The organism is Streptomyces sp. NPDC012474 (assembly GCF_042955185.1).
Taxonomy (GTDB): Bacteria; Actinomycetota; Actinomycetes; order Streptomycetales; family Streptomycetaceae; genus Streptomyces; species Streptomyces cahuitamycinicus.
On sequence record NZ_JBIBEP010000001.1, the window covers coordinates 547,720 to 569,973 of the forward strand.

Consider the following 22,254-nt stretch of genomic DNA (forward strand, 5'->3'; position numbering starts at 1 on the left):
AACTCGGCGCTTATGGGCGAGGTCAGTCTGTCACTCTGTCGGCATCGACTGTGGCGTATTCGTACGAACTGCCCGGGGAGCTGTCCATGGGGGCCATTCCGACGCAACGGGAGACCGCTTCCCGTGCCTCAGAGGCGCCTGCACACGCTGGGGAGACGCCCGTGCCCGTCCAGGAGGGGCCCGTTTCCGAGGAGACCGCACCCTGTGCGGAGACATACGCGCCGGGGGACGCGCGGGCGTGCGCGACCCTGCCCGGCAGTTCGCTCGCGCCGGGCGCAGCCCGCGCCCTGGTGCGCCGGGCGCTCACCGAGTGGACCGGGCTCGCCCTGCCCGGAGCCGAGTACCTCACCGACCGCCTCGCCGACGACGCCGCGCTCGTCGTCAGCGAACTCGTCACCAACGCCGTCGTGCATGCCGGCACCGACGTCGAGATGGAGTGCCGGCTGGAAGGCGACGACCCGGACACGGCCGCGCTCGTCGTCGAGGTCTCCGACCACCACCCCTCCCGCGCACCGCGCGGCAGCGAGCCGGAGACGCCGCACGACACCCCCGAGCACGGGCGCGGCCTGCGGCTCGTCGGCGCGCTCTCCGAGGCGTGGGGGATCACCTACCGCACGGGCCGCAAGACCGTCTGGGCGCGGCTGCCCGCCGGGGGGTGTGCGGCGGGCGAGCAGATCGAGGCGTACGCCGGGGAGCACGCGCTGGTGCGCGGCCTGCGGGTAGCGGAGATCCTTGCACCCGAGCCGCTCCCGGGCGACGAGGCGAGGGAGGCCGCAGGCAACTGGCGTGGCGTGGGTGAGCCGTGGGACCTGCGTGAGGCGGGAGAGACATGGGACTCGCGGGAGGGCGGAGAGGCACGGGACTGGCCGGACCTGCAGGAAACGCACGGGCTGCGCGACTGGAACGACTTGCGGGACTGGCGGGACCGGCACGAGAACCGCGAGGGACGCAACGGGCCCGACGGCGCCTGGCTCGGCCGCGGCGCCCTCTCCTTCCTGGCCGAGGCCTCCGACCTGCTGGCCGGGCAGCTCGACGAGGACCTGGTCGCGGCCCTCGCCGGGCAGCTGATCGTGCCGCGGCTGGCCGACTGGTGCGCGGTGTGGCTGGAGGACGAGGCCACGGGCGGCGGCTGGAGCGGCGGAGCCGGCGTGTGCGGCCCGCGCCTCGCCCGGGTCTGGCACGGCAGTGAGAACCGTATCGAGGAGCTGCGCGGCCTCCTGGAGAAGGACCCGCCGCGGCCGTTCGACCCGACGGGGGCCTCGCCGTTCGAGCGCAGCCGGGAGCGCGGCAGGTCCGGGCCCGTCGACTACCCCTGGCCCGGTGGGGCGCTCGATGACGGCGAGCCCGGTGCGGCCCTCGCGTACCGGCTGGTCGCCGGGGGACGCCCGCTGGGCACCCTCGTCATCGGACGCTCCGGGAAGGCCGGCTTCCCCGACGAGATCACCGGCCTCGTCGAGGACCTCAGCCGCCGGGTGGCCCTCGCCATCGGCGCCGCCCGCCAGTACGCCCGCCAGGCCACCATCAGCGCCGTCCTCCAGCGGGGCCTGCTGCCGGGTGCCGTGGCCGAGATCCCCGGCATGCGCAGTGCCCTCGTCTACGAGCCGTGCGACAAGGGCGGGCCGAGCGGCGACTTCTACGACCTGTTCCCGGCCGGCGACGGCCGCTGGTGCTTCGCCGTCGGCGACGTCCAGGGCAAGGGGCCCGAGGCGGCCGTCGTGATCGGCCTGGCCCGGCCCTGGCTGCGGCTGCTGGCCCGGGAGGGCTACCGGGTGGCCGACGTCCTCGACCGTCTCAACCAGCTCCTGCTCGACGACGCCACGGAGGCCGCGGACGCGGCGGCCCGGGCGCTGGTCGCCGCGGGGGCGCGCCCGACGCCGCCCGGCGACGGCCCCCAGACCCGCTTCCTGTCCCTGCTCTACGGGGAACTCGTGCCCTTCGACGGCGGTGTCCGCTGCACCGTCGCCTCCGCCGGGCACCCGTTGCCGCTGCTGCTCGGGGCCGGCGGCGAGGTCCACACGGCGGCGCAGCCCCAGACCCTCCTCGGCGTCGTCGAGGACGCCACCTACACCAGCGAGACCTTCGAACTGCGTTCCGGCGACACGCTGCTGTGCGTCACCGACGGCGTGACCGAGCGCCGCTCGGGCTCCCGCCAGTTCGACGACGGGGACGGGCTCGCGGCGGCGCTGGCCGGGTGCGCCGGGCTGGACGCGGAGCTGATAGCCGAGCGGATCAAGCGGCTGGTGCACGAGTTCGGAGCACGGCCCCCGGCGGACGATCTCGCCCTGCTGGTGCTCCAGGCGGACTGACCCCGCGGGTGCTGGACAATGGAAGGCATGCCTTCCGCACTTCCCGACGGCGAGCCCGTCCCCGACGACGGCACGCTGCCCGCGTCCGCCCTCGCCGGGGCCGCCGACCGCCCGCTCGGGTTCTACCTGCACGTCCCGTACTGCGCGACCCGCTGCGGCTACTGCGACTTCAACACGTACACCGCGACCGAGCTGCGCGGCACCGGCGGGGTCCTCGCGTCCCGCGACAACTACGCCGAGACGCTCGCCGACGAGATCCGGCTGGCGCGCAAGGTGCTGGGCGACGATCCGCGGCCGGTCCGGACGGTGTTCGTCGGCGGCGGCACGCCCACGCTGCTGGACGCCGGTGATCTCGTCCGCATGCTGAAGGCCGTCCGCGACGAGTTCGGGCTCGCGGAGGACGCCGAGATCACCACGGAGGCCAATCCGGAGTCGGTCGATCCGGCGTATCTGGCGGCCCTGCGTGAGGGAGGCTTCAACCGGATCTCCTTCGGGATGCAGAGCGCCCGGCAGCATGTGCTGAAGGTGCTGGACCGCACGCACACGCCGGGACGGCCCGAGGCGTGTGTCGCGGAGGCCCGGGGCGCCGGGTTCGAGCATGTGAACCTCGACCTGATCTACGGCACCCCGGGTGAGTCCGACGACGACTGGCGGGCCTCGCTGGACGCGGTGCTGGCGGCCGGGCCGGACCATGTGAGCGCCTACGCCCTGATCGTCGAGGAGGGGACGCAGCTGGCGCGCCGGATCCGCCGGGGCGAGGTGCCGATGACCGACGACGACGTCCACGCCGACCGCTACCTGATCGCGGACGAGGTTCTCTCGGGCGCGGGCTTCGAGTGGTACGAGGTGTCCAACTGGGCGACTTCGAAGGCCGGGCGGTGCCTGCACAACGAGCTGTACTGGCGGGGGGCCGACTGGTGGGGGGCCGGGCCGGGGGCGCACAGCCATGTGGGCGGGGTGCGGTGGTGGAACGTCAAGCATCCGGGGGCGTATGCGGCCGCGCTGGCTTCGGGGAGGTCGCCGGGGGCCGGGCGGGAGCTGCTGAGCGACGAGGACCGGCGGGTCGAGCGGATCCTGCTGGAGCTCCGGCTGCGGGACGGGGTGCCGTTGGCGCTGCTGCGGCAGGAGGGGCTCGCGGCGTCTCGGCGGGCCTTGTCCGAAGGGTTGCTCGAGGAGCGGCCGTATGCGGAGGGGCGGGCCGTGCTCACCCTGCGGGGGCGGTTGCTGGCGGACGGGGTCGTGCGGGATCTCGTGGACTGAGGTGCTCGGCGTCGGTGCCGGGGCAGGGGGTGGTTGGGATGCGGAGCCCGGCGTAGCGGGATTCCGCTGCGCCGCGCCGGGGCCGGGTGGGGTGCGCAGCCCGGCGTGGCGGGGTGCCGCTGCGCCCACCCGTGCCGCCCCTGGCGGCACGCATGCCCGCAGCTGAGGCGGCCGCCCGCATGCCCGCAGCGGGGGCGGCACGCATGCCCGCAGCTACGCGGTCACGAAGTCGATCAGTTCTTCCACCCGGCCCAGCAGCTCCGGCTCCAGGTCCTTGTACGAGTGGACCCCCGACAGGATCCGCTGCCAGGCCGCGCCGGTGTTCTCCGGCCAGCCGAGGGCCCGGCACACGCCGGTCTTCCAGTCCTGGCCGCGCGGGACCCGGGGCCAGGCGTCGATGCCCAGGGACGACGGCTTCACCGCCTCCCAGACGTCGATGTACGGGTGGCCCACGACCAGGGCGTGGTCGCTGGTGACGGACTGGGCGATGCGCCACTCCTTCGAGCCCGGGACCAGGTGGTCGACCAGGACGCCGAGGCGCGCGTCGGGGCCCGGGGCGAAGGAGTCGACGATCGACGGGAGGTCGTCGACACCCTCCAGGTACTCCACGACCACGCCCTCGATGCGCAGGTCGTCACCCCACACCCGCTCGACCAGCTCGGCGTCGTGGCGGCCCTCGACGTAGATGCGGCCGGCGCGGGCGACCCGCGCGCGGGCGCCGGGGACGGCCACCGAACCGGAGGCCGTGCGGGTGGGACGCGAGGGGCCGCCCGGCGAGGGGCGGACGAGGGTCACCGCCCTGCCCTCCAGCAGGAAACCGCCCGGCTCCATCGGGAACACGCGGTGCTTGCCGAAGCGGTCCTCCAGCGTCACCGTGCCCGCCTCGCAGCGGATCACCGCTCCGCAGAAGCCGGTCCCCGGCTCCTCCACCACCAGGCCCGGCTCCGCGGCGACCTCGGGCACCGGCTTCGGCTTCTTCCACGGCGGAGTCAGATCGGCGGAGTACTGGCGCATTCGCATGACGATAGGAGAAGGCGAAGGGCGATCACCACGACACGCCGAAACGCGCGGCCAGCGCGTCCCGTTGCGCCCGCACGAACGCCGCGTCCACCACCGCTCCGTGACCGGGCACGTACAGCGCGTCCTCGCCGCCCAGGGTGAGCAGCCGGTCCAGGGCGGCCGGCCAGTGCGACGGCACCGCGTCGGGGCCCGCCTGGGGCTCCCCGGACTCCTCGACCAGGTCGCCGCAGAACACCACCTCCGGATCGCCCGGCACCAGCACCGCCAGGTCGTGGGCGGTGTGGCCCGGGCCGACGTTCGCCAGCAGCACCTGCCGGCCGCCGCCCAGGTCCAGGGTCCACTCGCCCGAGACCAGGTGGCCGGGAGGGGCCAGCCGCTCCGCCGCCTCCTCGGCCGTGGGCGCCGCCAGGCCGTGGCGTACCGCGTCCGCGCGCAGCTCCTCCCGGTCCCGCACCCGCGTCAGCGCCGCGTCCACGCCCACGGCGCCGAACACCTCCGCGTCCGTGACCGCCGCCGCCCCGAAAACGTGGTCGAAGTGCGGATGGGTCAGCGCGAGATGTGTCACACGGTGGCCCGTGAGCGACCGCGCCTGCGCACGCAACTTCGCGCCCTCCGCGAGACTCGACCCCGCGTCGATCAAAAGGACCGCGCCCGCACCGGCGACCAGCCCCGCCGTGCAGTCCCACACCGGCAGCCGGCACCGACCCACCCCGGCGGCCACGCGCTCCCATCCGAGGTCTTCCCAAGTCACCGTCATACGGCGACGCTAGCGGTGCGCCCCGCTCGGGGCACGGCGCCGCACGACCAGCCTTGCCGGGGGTGTACCCCACCGCCGTACACTGGGCCGGGGAATGCTGGCACTCGCACGCGCAGAGTGCCAGGCCGGACCGGCAGGGCAGCAGGCTCAGACATCTGGAGGTGTGCGCGATGCTCAGTGAACGCAGGCTCCAGGTGCTGCGCGCCATCGTCCAGGACTACGTCGGCACCGAGGAGCCGGTGGGCTCCAAGGCCCTCACCGAGCGGCACAGCCTCGGCGTCTCCCCGGCCACCGTCCGCAACGACATGGCGGCCCTGGAGGACGAGGGGTACATCGCCCAGCCGCACACCAGTGCCGGGCGCATCCCCACCGACAAGGGCTACCGGCTGTTCGTCGACAAGCTCGCCGGCGTCAAGCCGATGACCGCGCCCGAGCGGCGCGCGATCCAGAACTTCCTGGAGGGCGCCGTCGACCTCGACGACGTCGTGGCGCGTACGGTACGGCTGCTCGCGCAGCTCACGCGTCAGGTCGCCGTCGTGCAGTACCCGTCGCTGACGCGGTCCACCGTGCGGCATGTGGAGTTGCTCTCCCTGGCGCCCGCCCGCGTGATGCTGGTGCTGATCACGGACACCGGACGGGTCGAGCAGCGCGTGGTCGACTGCCCGGCGCCCTTCGGCGACGCCTCGCTCGCGGATCTGCGCGCGCGGCTCAACAGCCGTGTGGCGAACCGCCGTTTCGCGGATGTGCCGAGTCTGGTGGAGGATCTCCCGGAGGCGTTCGAGCACGAGGACCGGGGTACGGTTTCCACGGTGCTCTCCACACTCCTGGAGACGCTCGTCGAGGAGAACGAGGAGCGGCTGATGATCGGCGGCACCGCCAATCTGACCCGCTTCGGTCATGACTTCCCCCTCACGATCCGGCCGGTGCTGGAGGCGCTGGAGGAGCAGGTCGTGCTCCTCAAGCTGCTCGGCGAGGCGCAGGATCCGGGTGTGACCGTACGGATCGGTCACGAGAACGCCCACGAAGGACTCAACTCCACGTCCGTCGTGTCGGTCGGCTACGGTTCGGGCGGCGAGGCAGTCGCCAAGCTCGGCGTGGTCGGACCGACCCGCATGGACTACCCGGGAACGATGGGAGCGGTACGCGCAGTGGCACGGTACGTCGGACAGATCCTGGCGGAGTCGTAGTGGCCACGGACTACTACGCCGTACTCGGCGTGCGCCGCGACGCGTCGCAGGAAGAGATCAAGAAGGCCTTCCGGCGGCTCGCGCGCGAGCTGCATCCGGACGTCAACCCCGATCCGAAGACCCAGGAGCGGTTCAAGGAGATCAACGCCGCTTACGAGGTGCTGTCGGACCCGCAGAAGAAGCAGGTCTACGACCTCGGCGGCGACCCGCTCTCGCAGGCCGGCGGCGGCGCGGGCGGCTTCGGAGCCGGCGGTTTCGGGAACTTCTCGGACATCATGGACGCGTTCTTCGGTACGGCGTCGCAGCGCGGACCGCGCTCGCGCACCCGCCGCGGCCAGGACGCGATGATCCGTATCGAGGTCGAGCTCGACGAGGCGGCCTTCGGTACGACGAAGGACATCCAGGTCGACACGGCCGTCGTCTGCAACACCTGCAGCGGTGAGGGCGCGGCCCCGGGCACCTCGGCCCAGACGTGTGACATGTGCCGCGGACGCGGTGAGGTCTCGCAGGTGACCCGGTCCTTCCTGGGCCAGGTCATGACGTCCCGCCCGTGCCCGCAGTGCCAGGGCTTCGGCACGGTCGTCCCCACTCCGTGCCCGGAGTGCGCGGGAGACGGCCGCGTCCGGTCCCGCCGCACGCTGACGGTCAAGATCCCGGCCGGTGTCGACAACGGCACGCGCATCCAGCTCGCCGGCGAGGGCGAGGTCGGCCCCGGCGGCGGTCCCGCGGGTGACCTGTACGTCGAGATCCACGAACTGCCCCATTCGCAGTTCCAGCGGCGCGGCGACGACCTGCACTGCACGGTCACGCTCCCGATGACGGCCGCCGCCCTCGGCACGAAGGTGCCGCTGGAGACGCTGGACGGCCTGGAGGAGGTCGACATCCGGCCGGGCACCCAGTCGGGCCAGTCGATCCCGCTGCACGGCCGCGGTGTCACGCATCTGCGCGGCGGCGGACGCGGCGACCTCATCATCCACGTCGAGGTCCAGACCCCGAGCAAACTCGACCCCGAGCAGGAGCGCCTGCTGCGCGAGCTGTCCAAGCTGCGGGGCGAGGAACGGCCGACGGGGCAGTTCCAGCCAGGGCAGCAGGGGTTGTTCTCGCGGTTGAAGGACGCGTTCAACGGTCGCTGACGGGGGTGGTCCGGTTGCTGCCGGGGGTCCGGGGGTTGTCCCCCGGGCGGGCGCAGTCAGCCAGGGCAGCAGGGGTTGTTCTCGCGGTTGAAGGACGCGTTCAACGGTCGCTGACGGGGTGGTCCGGAAAGCTTTCGACAGTCGCTGACGCGGCGGGTTCGGGATGCCTTCGACGGGCGCCGAGGGCGAGCGTGCTTCTGGTCTATGCCAGGCGGCAGGCCGGTTTCGGAGTGGTTCGGAGGACGTGACAACATGCGGTCATGTCCTCCGCACTGACCGATCTCTTCCCCTTCCCGATCGTGCAGGCCCCCATGGCGGGCGGCGTCTCCGTACCGCAGCTCGCCGCGGCCGTGTGCGAGGCGGGCGGGCTCGGGTTCCTGGCCGCCGGGTACAAGACCGCCGACGGGATGTACCAGGAGATCAAGCAGATCCGGAGCCTCACCGGCAGGCCCTTCGGCGTCAACGTCTTCATGCCGCAGCCGGAATATGCCGACCCCGCGGCCGTCGACGTCTACGCCCACCAGCTGGCCGGCGAGGCCACCTGGTACGAGGCCGAGCTCGGCGACCCGGACAGCGGACGCGACGACGGCTTCGAAGCCAAGCTCGTGGTGCTGCGCGACAACCCCGTGCCCGTGGTGTCGTTCCACTTCGGCGTCCCGAGCCGTGAGGTCGTCGACACCCTGCACCGCGTCGGCACCTTCGTCCTGGCCGCCGCGACCACTCCCGACGAGGCCCGGGCCGTCGAACAGGCGGGCGCGGACGCGGTGATCGCCCAGGGCATCGAGGCCGGCGGCCACCAGGGCACCCACCGGGACGTCCCCGAGACGGACGGTTCCGGCCTCGGGCTGCTGTCGCTGATCGCCCAGGTCCGCGAAGCCGTGAGCATCCCGATCGTCGCCGCCGGCGGCATCATGCGCGGCGGCCAGATCGCCGGTGTGCTCGCGGCGGGCGCGAGCGCGGCCCAGCTGGGCACCGCCTTCCTCGCCACGCCCGAGTCGGGCGCGAACGCCCTGCACAAGCGGGCACTGACCAACCCCCTGTTCGTCCGCACGGAGTTGACCCGGGCGTTCTCCGGGCGGCCCGCGCGCGGCCTCGTCAACCGGTTCGTGCGCGAGCACGGCCCGTACGCGCCCGCCGCCTACCCCGAGATCCACCACCTCACCTCGCCGCTGCGCAAGGCCGCCGCCAAGGCCGGTGACGCGCAGGGCATGGCGCTGTGGGCCGGGCAGGGGCACCGGATGGCGCGGGAGCTGCCCGCCGGGCAGCTCGTGGAGGTGCTGGCCGGTGAACTGGCCTCCGCCCGGGCTTCGTTGACGGGCGGGGGCGTGCTGTGACCGCACCGGTGTTCGTGGTCGAGCACTTCGACACGGACGGTGGCCGGTACGTCCTGGACGGCCCGGAGGGGCGGCACGCCGTCTCCGTGAAGAGGCTGCGGGCCGGTGAGGACGTCGTGCTCACGGACGGGGCCGGCCGCTGGGCGGACTGCGTCGTACTCGACACGGAGGGCAAGGACCGGCTGATCCTCCGGCTGGAGCCGGTGCACGAGGAGCCTGCGGAGCAGCCCCGGGTCACCGTCGTCCAGGCGCTGCCCAAGGGCGACCGGGGGGAGCTCGCCGTCGAGACGATGACGGAGGTCGGTGTCGACGCGATCGTGCCGTGGGCGGCGGCGCGCTGCATCACACAGTGGAAGGGCGACCGCGGGGCGAAGGCGCTGGGCAAGTGGCGGGCGACGGCCCGGGAGGCGGGCAAGCAGTCGCGCCGGGTGCGCTTCCCGGAGGTCGCGGAAGCGGCCACGACCAGGCAGGTCGCCTCGCTGCTGGCCGGGGCGGAGTTCGCCGCCGTGCTGCACGAGAGCGGGGACGCGCCGCTGGCCACGGCCGACCTTCCGGCCACCGGCGAGATCGTGCTGGTCGTGGGGCCCGAGGGGGGCGTGGCGCCCGAGGAACTGGCGTTGTTCGAGGAGGCGGGGGCGAAGGCGTACCGCCTCGGGCGCAGTGTGCTGCGCACATCGACTGCCGGGACGGCCGCCGCGGCCGTGCTCCTGGCACGCACCGGACGCTGGTCCTGACCCTTTCCGAGGTGCTCGGCGAACCGGGCGACGCGGCGGCCGGTCACCGCTCCCTGGTCGTGCTGCGGGTGGACGGACCGGACGCGTACCGCGAGAAGATCACGCTGCGCGGCGCCACGGTGCCGCACGGCCCATGACGGACCGGATGCGGGTGGCGCATCTCAAGGACCCCGAGGGCAACGGGGTGGAGCTCCGGGAGTGGCTGCTGCCGCGCGGCTGACGCCTTTGCGCCCTACCGCGCGGCCTGAGTCGGTGGCAGGCTCCCCTCCATGGGGGCTTCGAGAGGGAATCGGCTGGGGCCGCGCGGCCGGCGGGTGGCGGTCGCGGTGACGTTCGCCGCGGTGGCGGTGGGCGGCGCCGTCGCCTGCGAGCCCGGCAGCATCAGCTCCGCGTCCGTCGCGTACACCACCGACGAGACCGTGACCAAAGAGCTCAACCGGCAGAAAGCGGGCGTGCGTTGGCTGACCTGCACCGCCTCCTACGGGGAGAGCGGCGGGAAGCCGTCACCCTCGGCGCGTGAGCGGACCGTCGCCACCGTCGACTGCGAGGGCGAGACCGACGACGGCAAGGAGATCACCGTCGACGGCAAGGTCACCCACGCGGTGGACGGGGCGTGTGTGCGCGGGAACATCACCGCCGAGGTGGACGGCAAGGTGTGGTTCGAGGTCGACGGGCTCGGCGACTGCAACTCCACCAGCCCGCCCCCCGTCGGCGGCCCGCCGGGCGGGCAGCCCGGGCCGACCGTCACGGTGACCGTCACCCAGACCATCTGGTGTGAGAAGTACCCGGACTGCCGCCCCGTCGAGGGCAAGTGATCCGAACCCTGTCCGCGCGGCGTCGTCCCTGCATAGGGTGATCGGGTGACATCGTCTGCTTACCTCCGGTTCCCCCATGTGCACGGCGACCTGGTCGCCTTCACCGCCGAGGACGACGTGTGGCTCGCCCCGCTCGACGGCGGCCGGGCCTGGCGGGTCAGCGCCGACAACATGCCGGTGACCCACCCCCGCATCTCGCCCGACGGCACCACGGTCGCCTGGACCTCCACCAGAGACGGCGCTCCCGAGGTGCTCATCGCCCCGGTCGACGGCGGCCCGGCCAAGCGGCTGACGTACTGGGGGAGTCTCAAGACGCAGGTGCGCGGCTGGACCCCGGACGGCGAGGTCCTGGCGATCAGCACCGAGGGGCAGGCCAGCCTGCGCCGTACCTGGGCACGTGCCGTCCCGCTGGACGGCGGCCCGGCCACCACCCTGCCGTACGGGCCCGTCGGCGACGTCGCCCACGGGCCGCACACGGTGTTGCTGTCCGCGCCCATGGGACGTGAGGCGGCCTGGTGGAAGCGGTACCGCGGCGGTACGGCGGGCAAGTTGTGGATCGACCGCGGGGACGACGGGGAGTTCGTGCGGCTGCACGAGGACCTCGACGGGAACATCGAGTACCCGCTGTGGGTGGGCGACCGGGTCGCCTTCCTCTCCGACCACGAGGGCACCGGCGCGCTCTACTCCTCCCTCGCGGACGGCTCCGACCTGCGCCGGCACACACCACTCGACGGCTTCTACGCACGGCACGCCGCGACCGACGGCACCCGTGTCGTCTACTCCAGTTCGGGTGAGCTGTGGGTGCTGGACGACCTGGAGGGGGCCGAGCCGCGGCGGCCGGCCGTGCGGCTGGGCGGGCAGCGCGTCGACCTCCAGCCGTTCCCGGTGAACGCCTCCCGGTGGTTCGGTTCGGCGTCCCCGGACCACACCGCGCGCGGCAGCGCGGTCGCCGTACGCGGCTCCGTGCACTGGGTCACCCACCGCGCCGGCCCGGCCCGCGCGCTGGCCGCCACGCCCGGGGTGCGGGCCCGGCTGCCGCGGACGTTCCGCGCGGACGGCGAGGAGTGGGTGGTGTGGGTGACGGACGCCGAGGGCGACGACGCCCTGGAGTTCGCGCCCGCCACCGGACTCGCCCCCGGCGCGACACCCCGCCGGATCGCCGCCGGGCAGCTCGGCCGGGTGCTGGACCTCGCCATGGCGCCCGACGGCAGCCGTGCCGCGGTCGCCTGCCACGACGGCCGGCTGCTGCTCGTCGAGCGGGAGACGGGCGAGGTGCGCGAGGTGGACCGCAGCGACGACGGCGATGTGTCCGGGCCCGTCTTCTCGCCCGACTCGTCCTGGCTGGCCTGGTCCCACCCCGGCCCCCGGCCCCTGTGCCAGCTGAAGCTCGCCAACACCACCGACCTGTCGGTCACCGAGGCCACCCCGCTGCGCTTCCAGGACTACGCGCCCGCGTTCACGATGGACGGCAAGCACCTCGCGTTCCTGTCGACCCGCTCCTTCGACCCGGTCTACGACGAGCACGTCTTCGACCTGGCCTTCGTGGTGGGCGCCCGGCCGCATCTGATCACCCTCGCGGCCACCACGCCCTCCCCGTTCGGGCCGCAGCGGCACGGCCGGTCCTTCGAGACGCCCGACCGGGAGGAGACCCCCGACAGCGAGGGCACCCCCACCACCCGCATCGACCTCGAAGGCCTCGCCGACCGCATCGTGCCCTTCCCGGTCGAGGCCGCCCGCTACACCAACCTGCGCGCCGCCAAGGACGGCGTCCTGTGGCTGCGCCACCCGGTCACCGGTGTGCTCGGCGCGTCCCGGGCCACCCCCGACGACCCCGAACCCAAGTCCGAGCTGGAGCGCTACGACCTCGCCCAGCAGCGCGTCGAGCATCTCGCCGTCGACGCCGACCACTTCGCGGTCAGCGGTGACGGCAAGCGGGTGCTGCTGTGGACCGACGGGCGGCTGAAGGTCGTGCCCAGTGACCGGCGGGCCTCCAGCGACGACGACAGCGACAGCAACATCACCGTCGACCTGGGCCGCGTACGCCAGTTCGTCGACCCGGCGGCCGAGTGGCGCCAGATGTTCGACGAGAACGGCCGCATCATGCGGGACCACTTCTGGCGGCCCGACATGAGCGGCGTCGACTGGGACGGCGTCCTCGACCGCTACCGCCCGGTCGTGGAGCGGCTCGCCACCCACGACGACCTGGTCGACCTGCTGTGGGAGGTCCAGGGCGAGCTCGGCACCTCGCACGCCTACGTCACCCCGCGCGGCGGCCCCGGCGGCGGCCCCCGCCAGGGCCTGCTCGGCGCCGACATCTCCCGCCACGAGGACGGCAGTTGGCGGGTCGACCGCATCCTGCCCTCCGAGACCTCCGACCCGGACGCCCGCAGCCCGCTGGCCGCCCCCGGCGTCGCGGTACGCCCCGGCGACGCCATCGTCGCGATCGCCGGACAGTCCGTCGACCCGGTCGCCGGGCCCGGCCCGCTGCTGATCGGCACGGCGAACAAGCCGGTGGAGCTGACGATCTCCCCCTCCGGCGGCGGTGACCCCCGGCACGCCGTCGTCATCCCGGTCGCCGACGAGGAACCGCTGCGCTACCACGCCTGGGTCGCCGACCGCCGCGCCTACGTCCACGAGAGGTCCGGCGGCCGCCTCGGCTACCTCCACGTCCCGGACATGCAGGCCCCCGGCTGGGCCCAGATCCACCGCGACCTGCGCGTCGAGGTCGCCCGGGAGGGCCTGGTCGTCGACGTCCGCGAGAACCGGGGCGGTCACACCTCGCAACTGGTCGTCGAGAAGCTGGCCCGCCGTGTCGTCGGCTGGGCCGTCCCGCGCGGCATGCGTCCCTACAGCTACCCGGAGGACGCCCCCCGCGGACCCGTCGTAGCCGTCGCCAACGAGTTCTCCGGCTCCGACGGCGACATCGTCAACGCGGCCATCAAGGCCCTGGGCCTCGGCCCGGTCGTCGGCACCCGCACCTGGGGCGGCGTCATCGGCATCGACAGCCGCTACCGCCTGGTCGACGGCACCCTCGTGACCCAGCCCAAGTACGCCTTCTGGCTGGAGGGCTACGAGTGGGGCGTGGAGAACCACGGCGTGGATCCGGACGTGGAGATCGTCCAACGCCCCCAGGACCACGCGGCGGGCAGGGACACCCAACTGGACGAGGCGATCCGACTGGCACTGGAGAGCCTGGAGACGGCACCGGCAAAAACGCCCCCTGGCCTGCCCGCTTAACCTTGCGCGGGCGCTCAGGTCCCCAGGTCGTCTTCCCCGCCCGCGGCACCAAGCGGGCCCACGACTTCTCCGTCGGCGCCGGCCTCGACGCCAAGGACACCTTCCTCGGCCAGGTCGGCCCGAACACACCCGCGAACTCCGTCATCGCCCAGATCGGCGGCGTCTGGCAGCGCACCGCGACGGCACCGTCGTGCACCCCCTGGTGACCACCCGCGCCGACGGCTTCCTCGACGGCCTCACCCGTACCTTCGCCTCCGCTCAGGGCATGGCCGGGGTCGCGGGGCGTTCCCACCCGGTGGGCCGGGATTGCCTGCGGAAGGGCGAAAACATAGGTTGAGCTCCGTTTTCGTGTTCGAGGGTCGAAAGGTGCCACCAGGTGGGTCGACGAGAGAAGCCGGTGGACCCCAGCGCCGGTCCGGTGCAGCGCCTCGCGCACGACCTACGCCTGCTGAGGGAGAAGGCCGGGAAGCCGCCGTACCGGGAGATGGCCGAGCGGGCGGGCTACTCCACGACCGCACTGTCGCAGGCCGCGGCCGGCGACCAGTTGCCGACGCTCGCGGTGGTGCGCGCGTACGTCGAGGCGCTCGACGCCGACCCACACGGGTGGGAGGTCCGCTGGCGGGAGGCGGACGCCGAGCTCCGCGCTCCCGCGGCCGACGAGCGGGCTCCGTACCGAGGACTGGCCCGCTTCGAGCCGGACGACAGCGACCTCTTCTTCGGACGGGAGGCACTGGCCCGCGAATTCCTGCACCTGGCCCGCGCGCACCGGTTCGCGGCGGTGTTCGGGCCCTCCGGCAGCGGCAAGTCCTCACTGCTGAGGGCCGGGCTCATCCCGCTGCTGCGGGACGGCCGGGGCGCCGACCGGCCGGCGGTGCTCCGGGTCCTCACCCCCGGCGAGCGGCCCGCCCACACGCACGGGCCGGCGCTCGTTCCCCAGGACGGTGAGCTGGACACCTGGGTGATCGTCGACCAGTTCGAGGAGCTGTTCACCCTCTGCCGCGACCGCGACGAGCGGGACCGCTTCCTCGACCTGCTGCTCGGCGCACGCGAGCCGGAGAGCCGCCTGCGGGTGGTGGTCGCGGTGCGCGGCGACTTCTACGGCCACTGCGCCGCCCACCGGGAGCTGGCCGAGGCGGTCAGTCACGCGAACCTGCTGGTCGGCCCGATGAACGGGGACGAGCTGCGGGAGGTCGTCACCGGCCCGGCCACCGCGGCGGGGCTGAACGTCGAGCGGGTGCTGACCGCGCGGATCATCGAGGAGGTGGGTGACCGGCCGGGCGCGCTGCCGATGCTCTCGCACGCCCTGCTGGAGACGTGGCGCCGCCGCCGGGGCCGCACGCTGACGCTGGCCGCGTACGAGGAGACGGGCGGCGTACGCGGGGCGATCGCCGCCACCGCCGAGCAGGTCTACGGCGACCTGGACGAAGGCCGGGCACGCACCGCCCGGCGCGTCCTGCTGCGGCTGATCGCCCCCGGGGACCGCACGGCCGACACGCGCCGCCCGGCGTCCCGCTCGGAACTGGGACCGGGTGCGCTCGACGTCCTGGAACGACTTGCCGCCGCCCGCCTGGTCACGCTGGACGGCGACACCGTCGAACTCGCCCACGAGGCCCTGATCACCGGCTGGCCACGCCTCGCCGGCTGGATCGAGGAGAGCCGGGACCGGCTGCGCGCCCAGCGGGTCCTCGGCGAGGCCGCGCGGGCCTGGGAGGAGCTGGACCGTGACCCCGGCGCGCTGTTCCGGGGGTCGCGGCTGGAGCGCGCCGAGGAGTTGTTCGGCACGCAGCGGGAGAAGGACGGCACCGACGACCTCACCCGGTCGGAGCGGGCGTTCCTGACCGCCTCGGCCGCGGCCCGTGACGCCGAACGGGACGCCGTCACGCGCACCGCCCGCCGCACGCGTGCGCTCGGCGTCGGTCTCTCCGTCTTCCTCGTACTCGCGCTGACCGCGGGAGTCGTCGCCTGGCAGCGCGACCGGGTGGGCGAGGAGGAGGCCGCCAAGGCCGCCGCCCGCCGACTGGCCACCGTCGCCGAGAGCCTGCGTGCCACCGATCCCCGTACCGCGTCGCTGCTCGGCGCCGCCGCGTGGCGGATCGCCCCGCTCACCGAGACCCGCTCGGCCCTGCTGGGCGCGCTCGCCCAGCCGGAACGGGACGCCTTCACCGACCCGCAGACCGGCCAGGACGTCCGGCGCTTCCTCACCGGCCAGGGCCGCACCCTGCTCAGGGCCGACGGCGGCCGCGTCACCGCCTGGGACGTGGCCGAGCACCGCCGTACCGGCGCCTACCACCTGCCGGGCGACGCGGAGGCGTCCGGCGTCGGCCCGGACGGGCGGTTCCTCGTCCTGACCGGGTCGGGCAGCGACACCCTGTGGAACCTCCCCGGCGGGAGGTCGGCCGCCGATCTGGGCGACGCCGAGCTCGGGGCGACCGCGCCTGACGGAGACGCGTTCCTCACCCAGCCGATCGACGAGACCGGTCAGGTCCGGGTCCTCCGGACGGGCGACGGCAAGATCCTCTTCACCACCGGGGTCTCCCGCAGCCTCACCACCGCCGCCCTCGGCCCCGGCGGACGCCTGGCCGCGTTCTGCCCCGCCGAGGGCGCGCCCCAGGTGTGGGACACCGTGCGCGGCAGGCAGCTGCCCGGTGCCTGGCAGAAAGCGGACAGAACCGTGTGCGGCACCGGCTCGGGAGCCGACGGCGGGGACCGGCTGCTGCGCCTGAGCGCGGACGGCAGGCGGCTGGCCTCGGTCCACGGGACAGCGGCCACCGTCTGGGACGTCCGCAGCGGCCGCGTCGTCGCCGACTTCGCCAGCGGCGGCACGACCGGGTTCGCCCAGGCCGACCTCTCGCCCGACGGCAAGTTCCTCGCCACCACCGACGACCAGGAGATCGCCGTATGGCAGCTGGCGTCGGGGGGCGGGCAGGTCTTCCACCGGCCGCTGGCCGGCGCGCAGGTCACAGGGCTGACGTGGACCCCCGACCACGGCCACCGCCTCCTGCGCTACCTCGACCGCGCCACCGTCCACACCTTCGACCTCACCGACCGCCTCGCCGCCCCCTGGCAGAGCACACCGGCCGACGCCACGCTCCTCGCCCCGGACGGCACCACCCTCGCCACCGCCACCCGGTCCGGGCGCGGCTACCGCTTCGAGCTGCGCTCCACCGGCACCGGCGCCGTCCTCGCCCGGAGCACGCTCGGCCCGCTGCCGAGCGACACCGGCGACGAAACCCCGCACCTGGCCTTCAGCCCGGACGGCCGGACTCTCGCCGTCGCCGACACCGTCTCCTCGGGCGGCTCCCTGCGGCTGCGCTTCACCGTGTGGGACGTGGCGGACCGCACGGTCCGTACGAGCTTCAGCACCTCGGGAGCGGCCGACCGCCCCGTGTCCGCGCTCGCCCTGGGCGTCGACGGTGGCACGCTGCTGGCCGCGCGCTCCGCGAGGGGCGGTGACGCGGCGGAGGTCTGGGACACCCGGACCCGTCGCAGGTCACGAACCCTGCACGGCCTCTTCGGGCAGGCGGTGGCCGTGCGGCCGGACGGACGGCTGCTCGTCGGCTCCGCCGACCAGTACGCCGACGTGTCCTCCGGCAAGGTCACCGGGTGGGCGCTCGCCGACGGCCGCGAGGTCACCGCCCTCGCCTTCAGCCCCGACGGCACCCGATTCGCCGTCGGCGACACCACCGGGCACGTGACCCTCTGGGACGGCGATCTACGGCACACCACGGGCGTCCTGACCGGCACCGCCGACACGGGCCCGAGCAGCCGGACCGAGGCCGTGGGCGCACTGGCCTTCTCCTCCGACGGCAGCACCCTCGCCGTGGGAGGAGCCGGCGGCACCCTCCGGCTGTGGGACACCGCCGGGCAACGGCTGCTCGGCGGCGACCTGCCCACGTCCGGGGACGAGATCCGCTCGCTCGCCTTCGGAAGGGACGACGGCATGCTCTACGCCACCGGCCCGAACGTGGTGCTGCAACGCCGTCCCATCGCCCCCGACGCTGCCGTCCGCGCCCTCTGCGAACGCGCCGGTGGCGGGCTGACCCGGGCACAGTGGCGGCGGTACGTCCCCGACGCGCCGTACCGGCAGGTCTGCCCAGCGGCGCACTGAAAGTGCACAAAAGGAGACAGAGTACCGCCGGATCCGGCCCTGGAATTGTTCACGGTGACCCCGGGGCTCGCTGAAAAACGCCCCTGACCAGAACGATCGGAGATCACAACGGCCGTCGGCGTCCTCGGACGCGGCGGCCGCCCGGCGTCCGGTCCGCGACGCCCGGAAGGTCTCCTCTCCTCAGGTTCTGGTCACATGCGCTCTCACGCCCTGCTCCCCGCCCTCGTGCTGCTCGGCTCGCTCACCGCGGCCTGTGCGCACGGCACGTCCGAACCGCCGGTCACGGCAGCCGACGGCGCACGGCCCGGCTCGTCGCCGTCCCCGGTGCGGACGGTCGACCCGTCGAAGATCAAGGGTCTGGAGATCGTCAGCGACAGCAGCGAGGACAGCTCCTGCCCGTTCGCGACCAGCTACCCGGACGTGCCGGGCGCGGAGGCGATGACGGCCGCGATGAAGAAGGACGTGGAGCGGCGCCTGACAACCTTCCGCTCGGGGGCATGCTCGGATTCGGGCGGAGCGGACGGCCGCGAGCTCAACATCAGCCACCAGTTCCTGGTCGCCTCCGGCGATGTGCTCGGCGTCCGCCTCACCACCCAGGACCAGAGTGCGGCGGCCGACGGGCTGTCCGCCAGGACGTTTTGGTACGACGGCAGGGCCGGTGCCCACCGCACGGCACTCGGACTCGTCGCCGACGGCTCCCGGGACGCCTTCCTCGCCGCCTTGAAGGATCAGCTCAAGGACCGGGAGGGCGTGGACGCCGCCGGCCTGGACGACACGTTCTCCGTCCCGGAGAGCCGCGACGTCGCCGTGGACGACATCGCCTTCACCGCCGACGGCGGACTGCGGGTGCACTTCGACCGCGGCGACGTGGGCGTCCCGGCCGCCGGTGCCCTGACGGTGGCCCTCCCCAAGAAGACGATCACGCCATGGCTGTCCGCGTTCGGCAGGCGTGCCCAGCAGCAGACCGTGAGCCCCAGCCGTTCACTCGACCTCGGCGCTCCCCACGTCCCCGCCCCGGCCGTCCCCACCCACACCGCCTCCGGTGACGACGACACCGACTGCAAGAAGGTCAAGTGCATCGCCCTGACCCTCGACGACGGACCCGCCGTCCCCGAGACCTCGGCTCTGCTGACGCACCTGGCCCGGTACAAGGCGCGCGTCACCTTCTTCACCGTCGGCCAGAACGTCGCCGCCCACCCCGACCTCGTCCGCGCCGAGGCGAAGGCCGGCCACGAGATCGGCAACCACTCCTGGAACCACCCCGACCTCACCCGGCTCACCGCACGGCAGGTCGCCTCCCAGCTCAACCGCACCAGCGCCGCCATCAAGGCCGCCACCGGCAAGACTCCCACCCTCTTCCGCCCGCCCTACGGCGCCATCAACAACACCGTCAAGGCCGCCACCGCCCTCTCGCCGGTGCTGTGGGACCTGGACACCGAGGACTGGAAGTACCACGACCCCGCCAAGGTGGCCCGGACCGTCATCACCAAGGCCCAGCCCAACGATGTCGTCCTCCTGCACGACATCCACGCCACCTCGGTCGCAGCCGTTCCCGAGATCCTGCGCACCCTCACCGCCGAGGGCTACCACTTCGTCACGGTGAGCCACCTGCGCGCCACGCTGTGATCTCTGGGTCGGGGCGTGGCGGACGAAAGTCGACACCGGGTGCACAAGGCGCGGGGAACCGCGCGACCGGCCACGAACGGCCCGCACCCGACGACGATACGATGCCCGACCAAGACCACACTCGGCTGACCCCCGGAGGGAAAATGGCAGGGGAGCCCCAGGAAGACTGCCTGTTCTGCAAGATCGTCGCAGGCACCGTCCCGGCGACGATCGTCCGCCAGACAGAAACCACCATCGCCTTCCGCGACATCAACCCCCAGGCCCCCACCCACGTCCTGATCATCCCCAAGGCGCACCACGAGAACGCCGCCGCCCTCGCCGCCGCCGACCCGGCCCTCACCGCGGACGTGCTCCGCGAGGCCCAGGCCGTCGCCGACGAGGAGAAGCTCGACAGCTACCGCCTCGTCTTCAACACCGGCAGCGGCGCCGGCCAGACGGTGTGGCACGTGCACGGTCACGTGCTCGGCGGCCGCGGCCTCGACTGGCCCCCGGGGTAATCCGCCTTGTCCGTACGTGAACTGGTGGTCCTCGGCACCGCCAGCCAGGTCCCGACCCGGCACCGCAACCACAACGGCTACCTCCTGCGCTGGGACGGCGAGGGCGTCCTCTTCGACCCCGGCGAGGGCACGCAGCGCCAGATGCTGCGTGCCGGGGTCGCCGCGCACGACCTGAACCGGATCTGCGTCACGCACTTCCACGGCGACCACTCCCTCGGCCTCGCCGGCGTGATCCAGCGCATCAACCTCGACAGGGTCCCGCACGAGATCACCGCCCACTACCCCCGCTCCGGGCAGCGCTTCTTCGACCGGCTCCGGTACGCCACCGCCTACCGCGAGACCGTCGGCATCACCGAGGCCCCGGTCGCCGCCGACGGACCCGTGGCCCGCACGGGCGGCTACACCCTGGAGGCCCGGAAGCTGTCGCACCCGGTGGAGTCGTACGGCTACCGGATCGTCGAGCCCGACGGCCGCCGCATGCTGCCCGAGCGGCTCGCCGAGCACGGCATCCGGGGACCGGACGTCGGCCGCATCCAGCGCGAGGGGTCACTCGGCGGGGTCTCGCTCGACGACGTCAGCGAGGCGCGGCGCGGGCAGCGGTTCGCGTTCGTCATGGACACCCGGCTGTGCGACGGCGTGTACGCGCTGGCCGAAGGCTGCGACATGCTCGTCATCGAGTCGACGTTCCTCGACCAGGACGAGGAACTCGCCGTCGAGCACGGGCACCTGACAGCGGGTCAGGCCGCGCGGGTGGCCCGGGACGGCGGCGTGCGGCACCTCGTGCTGACCCACTTCAGCCAGCGCTACACGGAACCCGACGAGTTCGAGCGGCAGGCCCGGGCCGCCGGGTACGACGGCGAGCTGACCGTGGCCCACGATCTCCTGAGGGTGCCGGTTCCGAAGCGTCGGTGAAACGGCCGTACGATGAATTGATGTCCCTCCCCAAAGCCGAATTGCACCTTCACATCGAAGGCACCCTGGAACCGGAACTCGCCTTCGAGCTCGCCGCGCGCAACGGTGTCACGCTGCCCTACGCCGGCACGGACGAGCTGCGCGAGGCCTACCGGTTCGAGGACCTGCAGTCCTTCCTGAACCTGTACTACGAGCTCATGGCCGTCCTGCGCACCGAGCGGGACTTCGAGGACCTGGCGAACGCCTATCTCGCCCGGGCCGCCGCGCAGGGGGTGCGGCACGCGGAGATCTTCTTCGACCCGCAGGCCCACACCGGCCGCGGGCTTGAGATCGGCACGGTCGTCGAGGGGCTGTGGCGGGCACTGGGGGACAGCGAGGCGAACCACGGCGTCTCGACCCGGCTGATCCTGTGCTTCCTGCGCGACGAGTCCGCCGAGTCGGCCCTGGCCACGCTCGACGCGGCCAAGCCCTACCTGGACCGGATCACCGGCGTCGGCCTCGACTCCGCCGAGGTCGGGCACCCGCCGGTGAAGTTCCGCGCGGTCTACGAGGCCGCCGCCGCGCTCGGACTGCGGCGGGTCGCCCACGCCGGTGAGGAGGGCCCGCCGGAGTACATCACCGAGGCGCTGGACGTCCTCGGCGTCGAGCGCGTCGACCACGGGCTGCGCTGCGTGGAGGACCTCGCGCTGGTGGAGCGGCTGGTGCGCGACCGCGTGCCGCTGACGCTGTGCCCGCTGTCCAACGTCCGGCTGCGCACGGTCGACACCCTCGCCGACCATCCCCTGCCCGCCATGCTGGACGCGGGTCTGATGTGCACGGTCAACTCCGACGACCCGGCCTACTTCGGCGGCTACGCCGACGACAACTTCGACGCCGTGCGCGCCACCCTCGGTCTCACCGACGAGCGGCTGCGCGAGCTCGCCCGCAACTCCTTCCTCGCCTCGTTCCTGGAGGACGACGAGGAACTGCGGGCGCGATATCTCGCCGAGGTGGACGCCTACGACTTCCAGAGCACGCCGTAGGCCCTCAGAAGACCTCCGAACCCGCCTCGGCGTAGGCACACTGGGCGGGCACGGCCGGGGCCTGCACCGGAATCTCGACCACCGGCTGCTGCCGGGCCCCGGTCTCGAGGATCGCGCCGCCGGTGGGCGTGCCCGTGGCGGCGCGACCAGAGCGGCCGGGTGACCGCCGCGGCGGCGGATCGCACCGGGCAGCAGCGGGGGCCGCCGGGGTGCAGGGCGACGGCGGTCATCGGCAGGGCGATCACCAGCGGTCCCGCGCCGAGGACCGCGCCCATGACCGGGGAACCCGGCCTGCGCCGCCGGCAC

Annotated in this window: 16 protein-coding genes and 1 pseudogene; 15 read left to right on the plus strand and 2 right to left on the minus strand. The window is 73.6% G+C overall.

The window, feature by feature from the left end; all coding sequences use genetic code 11:
• The first annotated feature begins 86 nt into the window (after window positions 1–86).
• Entirely contained in the window at window positions 87–2,306 is a 2,220-nt protein-coding gene (locus tag ACFY9S_RS02400; protein ID WP_391121711.1) for a SpoIIE family protein phosphatase, read from the plus strand.
• A gap of 27 nt (window positions 2,307–2,333) precedes the next feature.
• The gene (gene hemW, locus ACFY9S_RS02405; protein WP_391121714.1) at window positions 2,334–3,566 is read left to right on the plus strand and encodes a radical SAM family heme chaperone HemW; all 1,233 of its coding nucleotides are present in this window, start codon (window positions 2,334–2,336) and stop codon (window positions 3,564–3,566) included.
• A 213-nt stretch (window positions 3,567–3,779) separates the two neighbouring features.
• On the opposite strand, the gene ACFY9S_RS02410 is transcribed toward hemW, so the two are convergent.
• The gene (locus ACFY9S_RS02410) at window positions 3,780–4,580 is read right to left on the minus strand and encodes a DUF3097 family protein (protein WP_391121717.1); all 801 of its coding nucleotides are present in this window, start codon (window positions 4,578–4,580) and stop codon (window positions 3,780–3,782) included.
• A 31-nt stretch (window positions 4,581–4,611) separates the two neighbouring features.
• Window positions 4,612–5,343: an MBL fold metallo-hydrolase gene (locus ACFY9S_RS02415; protein WP_391121720.1), complete on the minus strand. Its 732-nt coding sequence runs from the start codon at window positions 5,341–5,343 to the stop codon at window positions 4,612–4,614.
• A gap of 170 nt (window positions 5,344–5,513) precedes the next feature.
• Between ACFY9S_RS02415 and hrcA the strand changes: the two genes are divergently transcribed.
• The 13 genes and pseudogenes from hrcA (at window position 5,514) to ACFY9S_RS02480 (ending at window position 21,948) form a co-directional block, all read left to right on the plus strand.
• Complete coding sequence (gene hrcA / locus ACFY9S_RS02420; protein ID WP_031103805.1) at window positions 5,514–6,530, plus strand: heat-inducible transcriptional repressor HrcA; 1,017 nt, start codon at window positions 5,514–5,516, stop codon at window positions 6,528–6,530.
• A complete protein-coding gene (gene dnaJ / locus ACFY9S_RS02425; RefSeq protein ID WP_102912712.1) occupies window positions 6,530–7,663 on the plus strand; it encodes a molecular chaperone DnaJ in 1,134 nt (377 codons plus the stop codon). Before hrcA ends, dnaJ begins: the two co-directional genes overlap by 1 nt.
• Before the next feature lie 260 nt (window positions 7,664–7,923).
• A complete protein-coding gene (locus tag ACFY9S_RS02430; protein WP_391121724.1) occupies window positions 7,924–8,997 on the plus strand; it encodes a nitronate monooxygenase in 1,074 nt (357 codons plus the stop codon).
• Complete coding sequence (locus ACFY9S_RS02435; RefSeq protein ID WP_391121727.1) at window positions 8,994–9,731, plus strand: 16S rRNA (uracil(1498)-N(3))-methyltransferase; 738 nt, start codon at window positions 8,994–8,996, stop codon at window positions 9,729–9,731. The genes ACFY9S_RS02430 and ACFY9S_RS02435 overlap by 4 nt, the downstream gene beginning before the upstream one ends.
• A 2-nt stretch (window positions 9,732–9,733) precedes the next feature.
• Window positions 9,734–9,951, plus strand: a pseudogene (locus ACFY9S_RS02440) (VOC family protein); the annotation flags it as partial.
• Between the two features lie 49 nt (window positions 9,952–10,000).
• Window positions 10,001–10,546: a hypothetical protein gene (locus ACFY9S_RS02445; protein ID WP_391121730.1), complete on the plus strand. Its 546-nt coding sequence runs from the start codon at window positions 10,001–10,003 to the stop codon at window positions 10,544–10,546.
• 90 nt (window positions 10,547–10,636) lie between these two features.
• The gene (locus tag ACFY9S_RS02450) at window positions 10,637–13,783 is read left to right on the plus strand and encodes a S41 family peptidase (RefSeq protein WP_391122929.1); all 3,147 of its coding nucleotides are present in this window, start codon (window positions 10,637–10,639) and stop codon (window positions 13,781–13,783) included.
• A 2-nt stretch (window positions 13,784–13,785) separates the two neighbouring features.
• A complete protein-coding gene (locus ACFY9S_RS02455; protein WP_391121733.1) occupies window positions 13,786–13,989 on the plus strand; it encodes a hypothetical protein in 204 nt (67 codons plus the stop codon).
• 170 nt (window positions 13,990–14,159) lie between these two features.
• Window positions 14,160–17,891, plus strand: a complete 3,732-nt coding sequence (locus ACFY9S_RS02460; RefSeq protein WP_391121736.1) for a hypothetical protein — start codon at window positions 14,160–14,162, stop codon at window positions 17,889–17,891.
• 195 nt (window positions 17,892–18,086) lie between these two features.
• Window positions 18,087–19,517: a polysaccharide deacetylase family protein gene (locus ACFY9S_RS02465; protein WP_391121739.1), complete on the plus strand. Its 1,431-nt coding sequence runs from the start codon at window positions 18,087–18,089 to the stop codon at window positions 19,515–19,517.
• Window positions 19,518–19,660: 143 nt separating this feature from the next.
• Window positions 19,661–20,014, plus strand: coding sequence for an HIT domain-containing protein (locus ACFY9S_RS02470; protein WP_391121742.1), 354 nt, complete (start codon window positions 19,661–19,663; stop codon window positions 20,012–20,014).
• 6 nt (window positions 20,015–20,020) lie between these two features.
• On the plus strand, window positions 20,021–20,926 hold the full coding sequence (locus ACFY9S_RS02475; protein WP_391121745.1) for a ribonuclease Z: 906 nt from the start codon (window positions 20,021–20,023) through the stop codon (window positions 20,924–20,926).
• A 20-nt stretch (window positions 20,927–20,946) separates the two neighbouring features.
• On the plus strand, window positions 20,947–21,948 hold the full coding sequence (locus ACFY9S_RS02480; protein WP_391121748.1) for an adenosine deaminase: 1,002 nt from the start codon (window positions 20,947–20,949) through the stop codon (window positions 21,946–21,948).
• Window positions 21,949–22,254: the final 306 nt, after the last annotated feature.

Bases quoted from the DNA above. Each gene is read 5' to 3' on its own strand.
- ACFY9S_RS02400 (WP_391121711.1), top strand. From the start codon at position 87: ATGGGGGCCATTCCGACGCAACGGGAGACCGCTTCCCGTGCCTCAGAG.
- hemW (WP_391121714.1), top strand. From the start codon at position 2,334: ATGCCTTCCGCACTTCCCGACGGCGAGCCCGTCCCCGACGACGGCACG.
- ACFY9S_RS02410 (WP_391121717.1), bottom strand. From the start codon at position 4,580: ATGCGCCAGTACTCCGCCGATCTGACTCCGCCGTGGAAGAAGCCGAAG.
- ACFY9S_RS02415 (WP_391121720.1), bottom strand. From the start codon at position 5,343: ATGACGGTGACTTGGGAAGACCTCGGATGGGAGCGCGTGGCCGCCGGG.
- hrcA (WP_031103805.1), top strand. From the start codon at position 5,514: ATGCTCAGTGAACGCAGGCTCCAGGTGCTGCGCGCCATCGTCCAGGAC.
- ACFY9S_RS02430 (WP_391121724.1), top strand. From the start codon at position 7,924: ATGTCCTCCGCACTGACCGATCTCTTCCCCTTCCCGATCGTGCAGGCC.
- ACFY9S_RS02445 (WP_391121730.1), top strand. From the start codon at position 10,001: ATGGGGGCTTCGAGAGGGAATCGGCTGGGGCCGCGCGGCCGGCGGGTG.
- ACFY9S_RS02465 (WP_391121739.1), top strand. From the start codon at position 18,087: ATGCGCTCTCACGCCCTGCTCCCCGCCCTCGTGCTGCTCGGCTCGCTC.
- ACFY9S_RS02470 (WP_391121742.1), top strand. From the start codon at position 19,661: ATGGCAGGGGAGCCCCAGGAAGACTGCCTGTTCTGCAAGATCGTCGCA.
- ACFY9S_RS02480 (WP_391121748.1), top strand. From the start codon at position 20,947: ATGTCCCTCCCCAAAGCCGAATTGCACCTTCACATCGAAGGCACCCTG.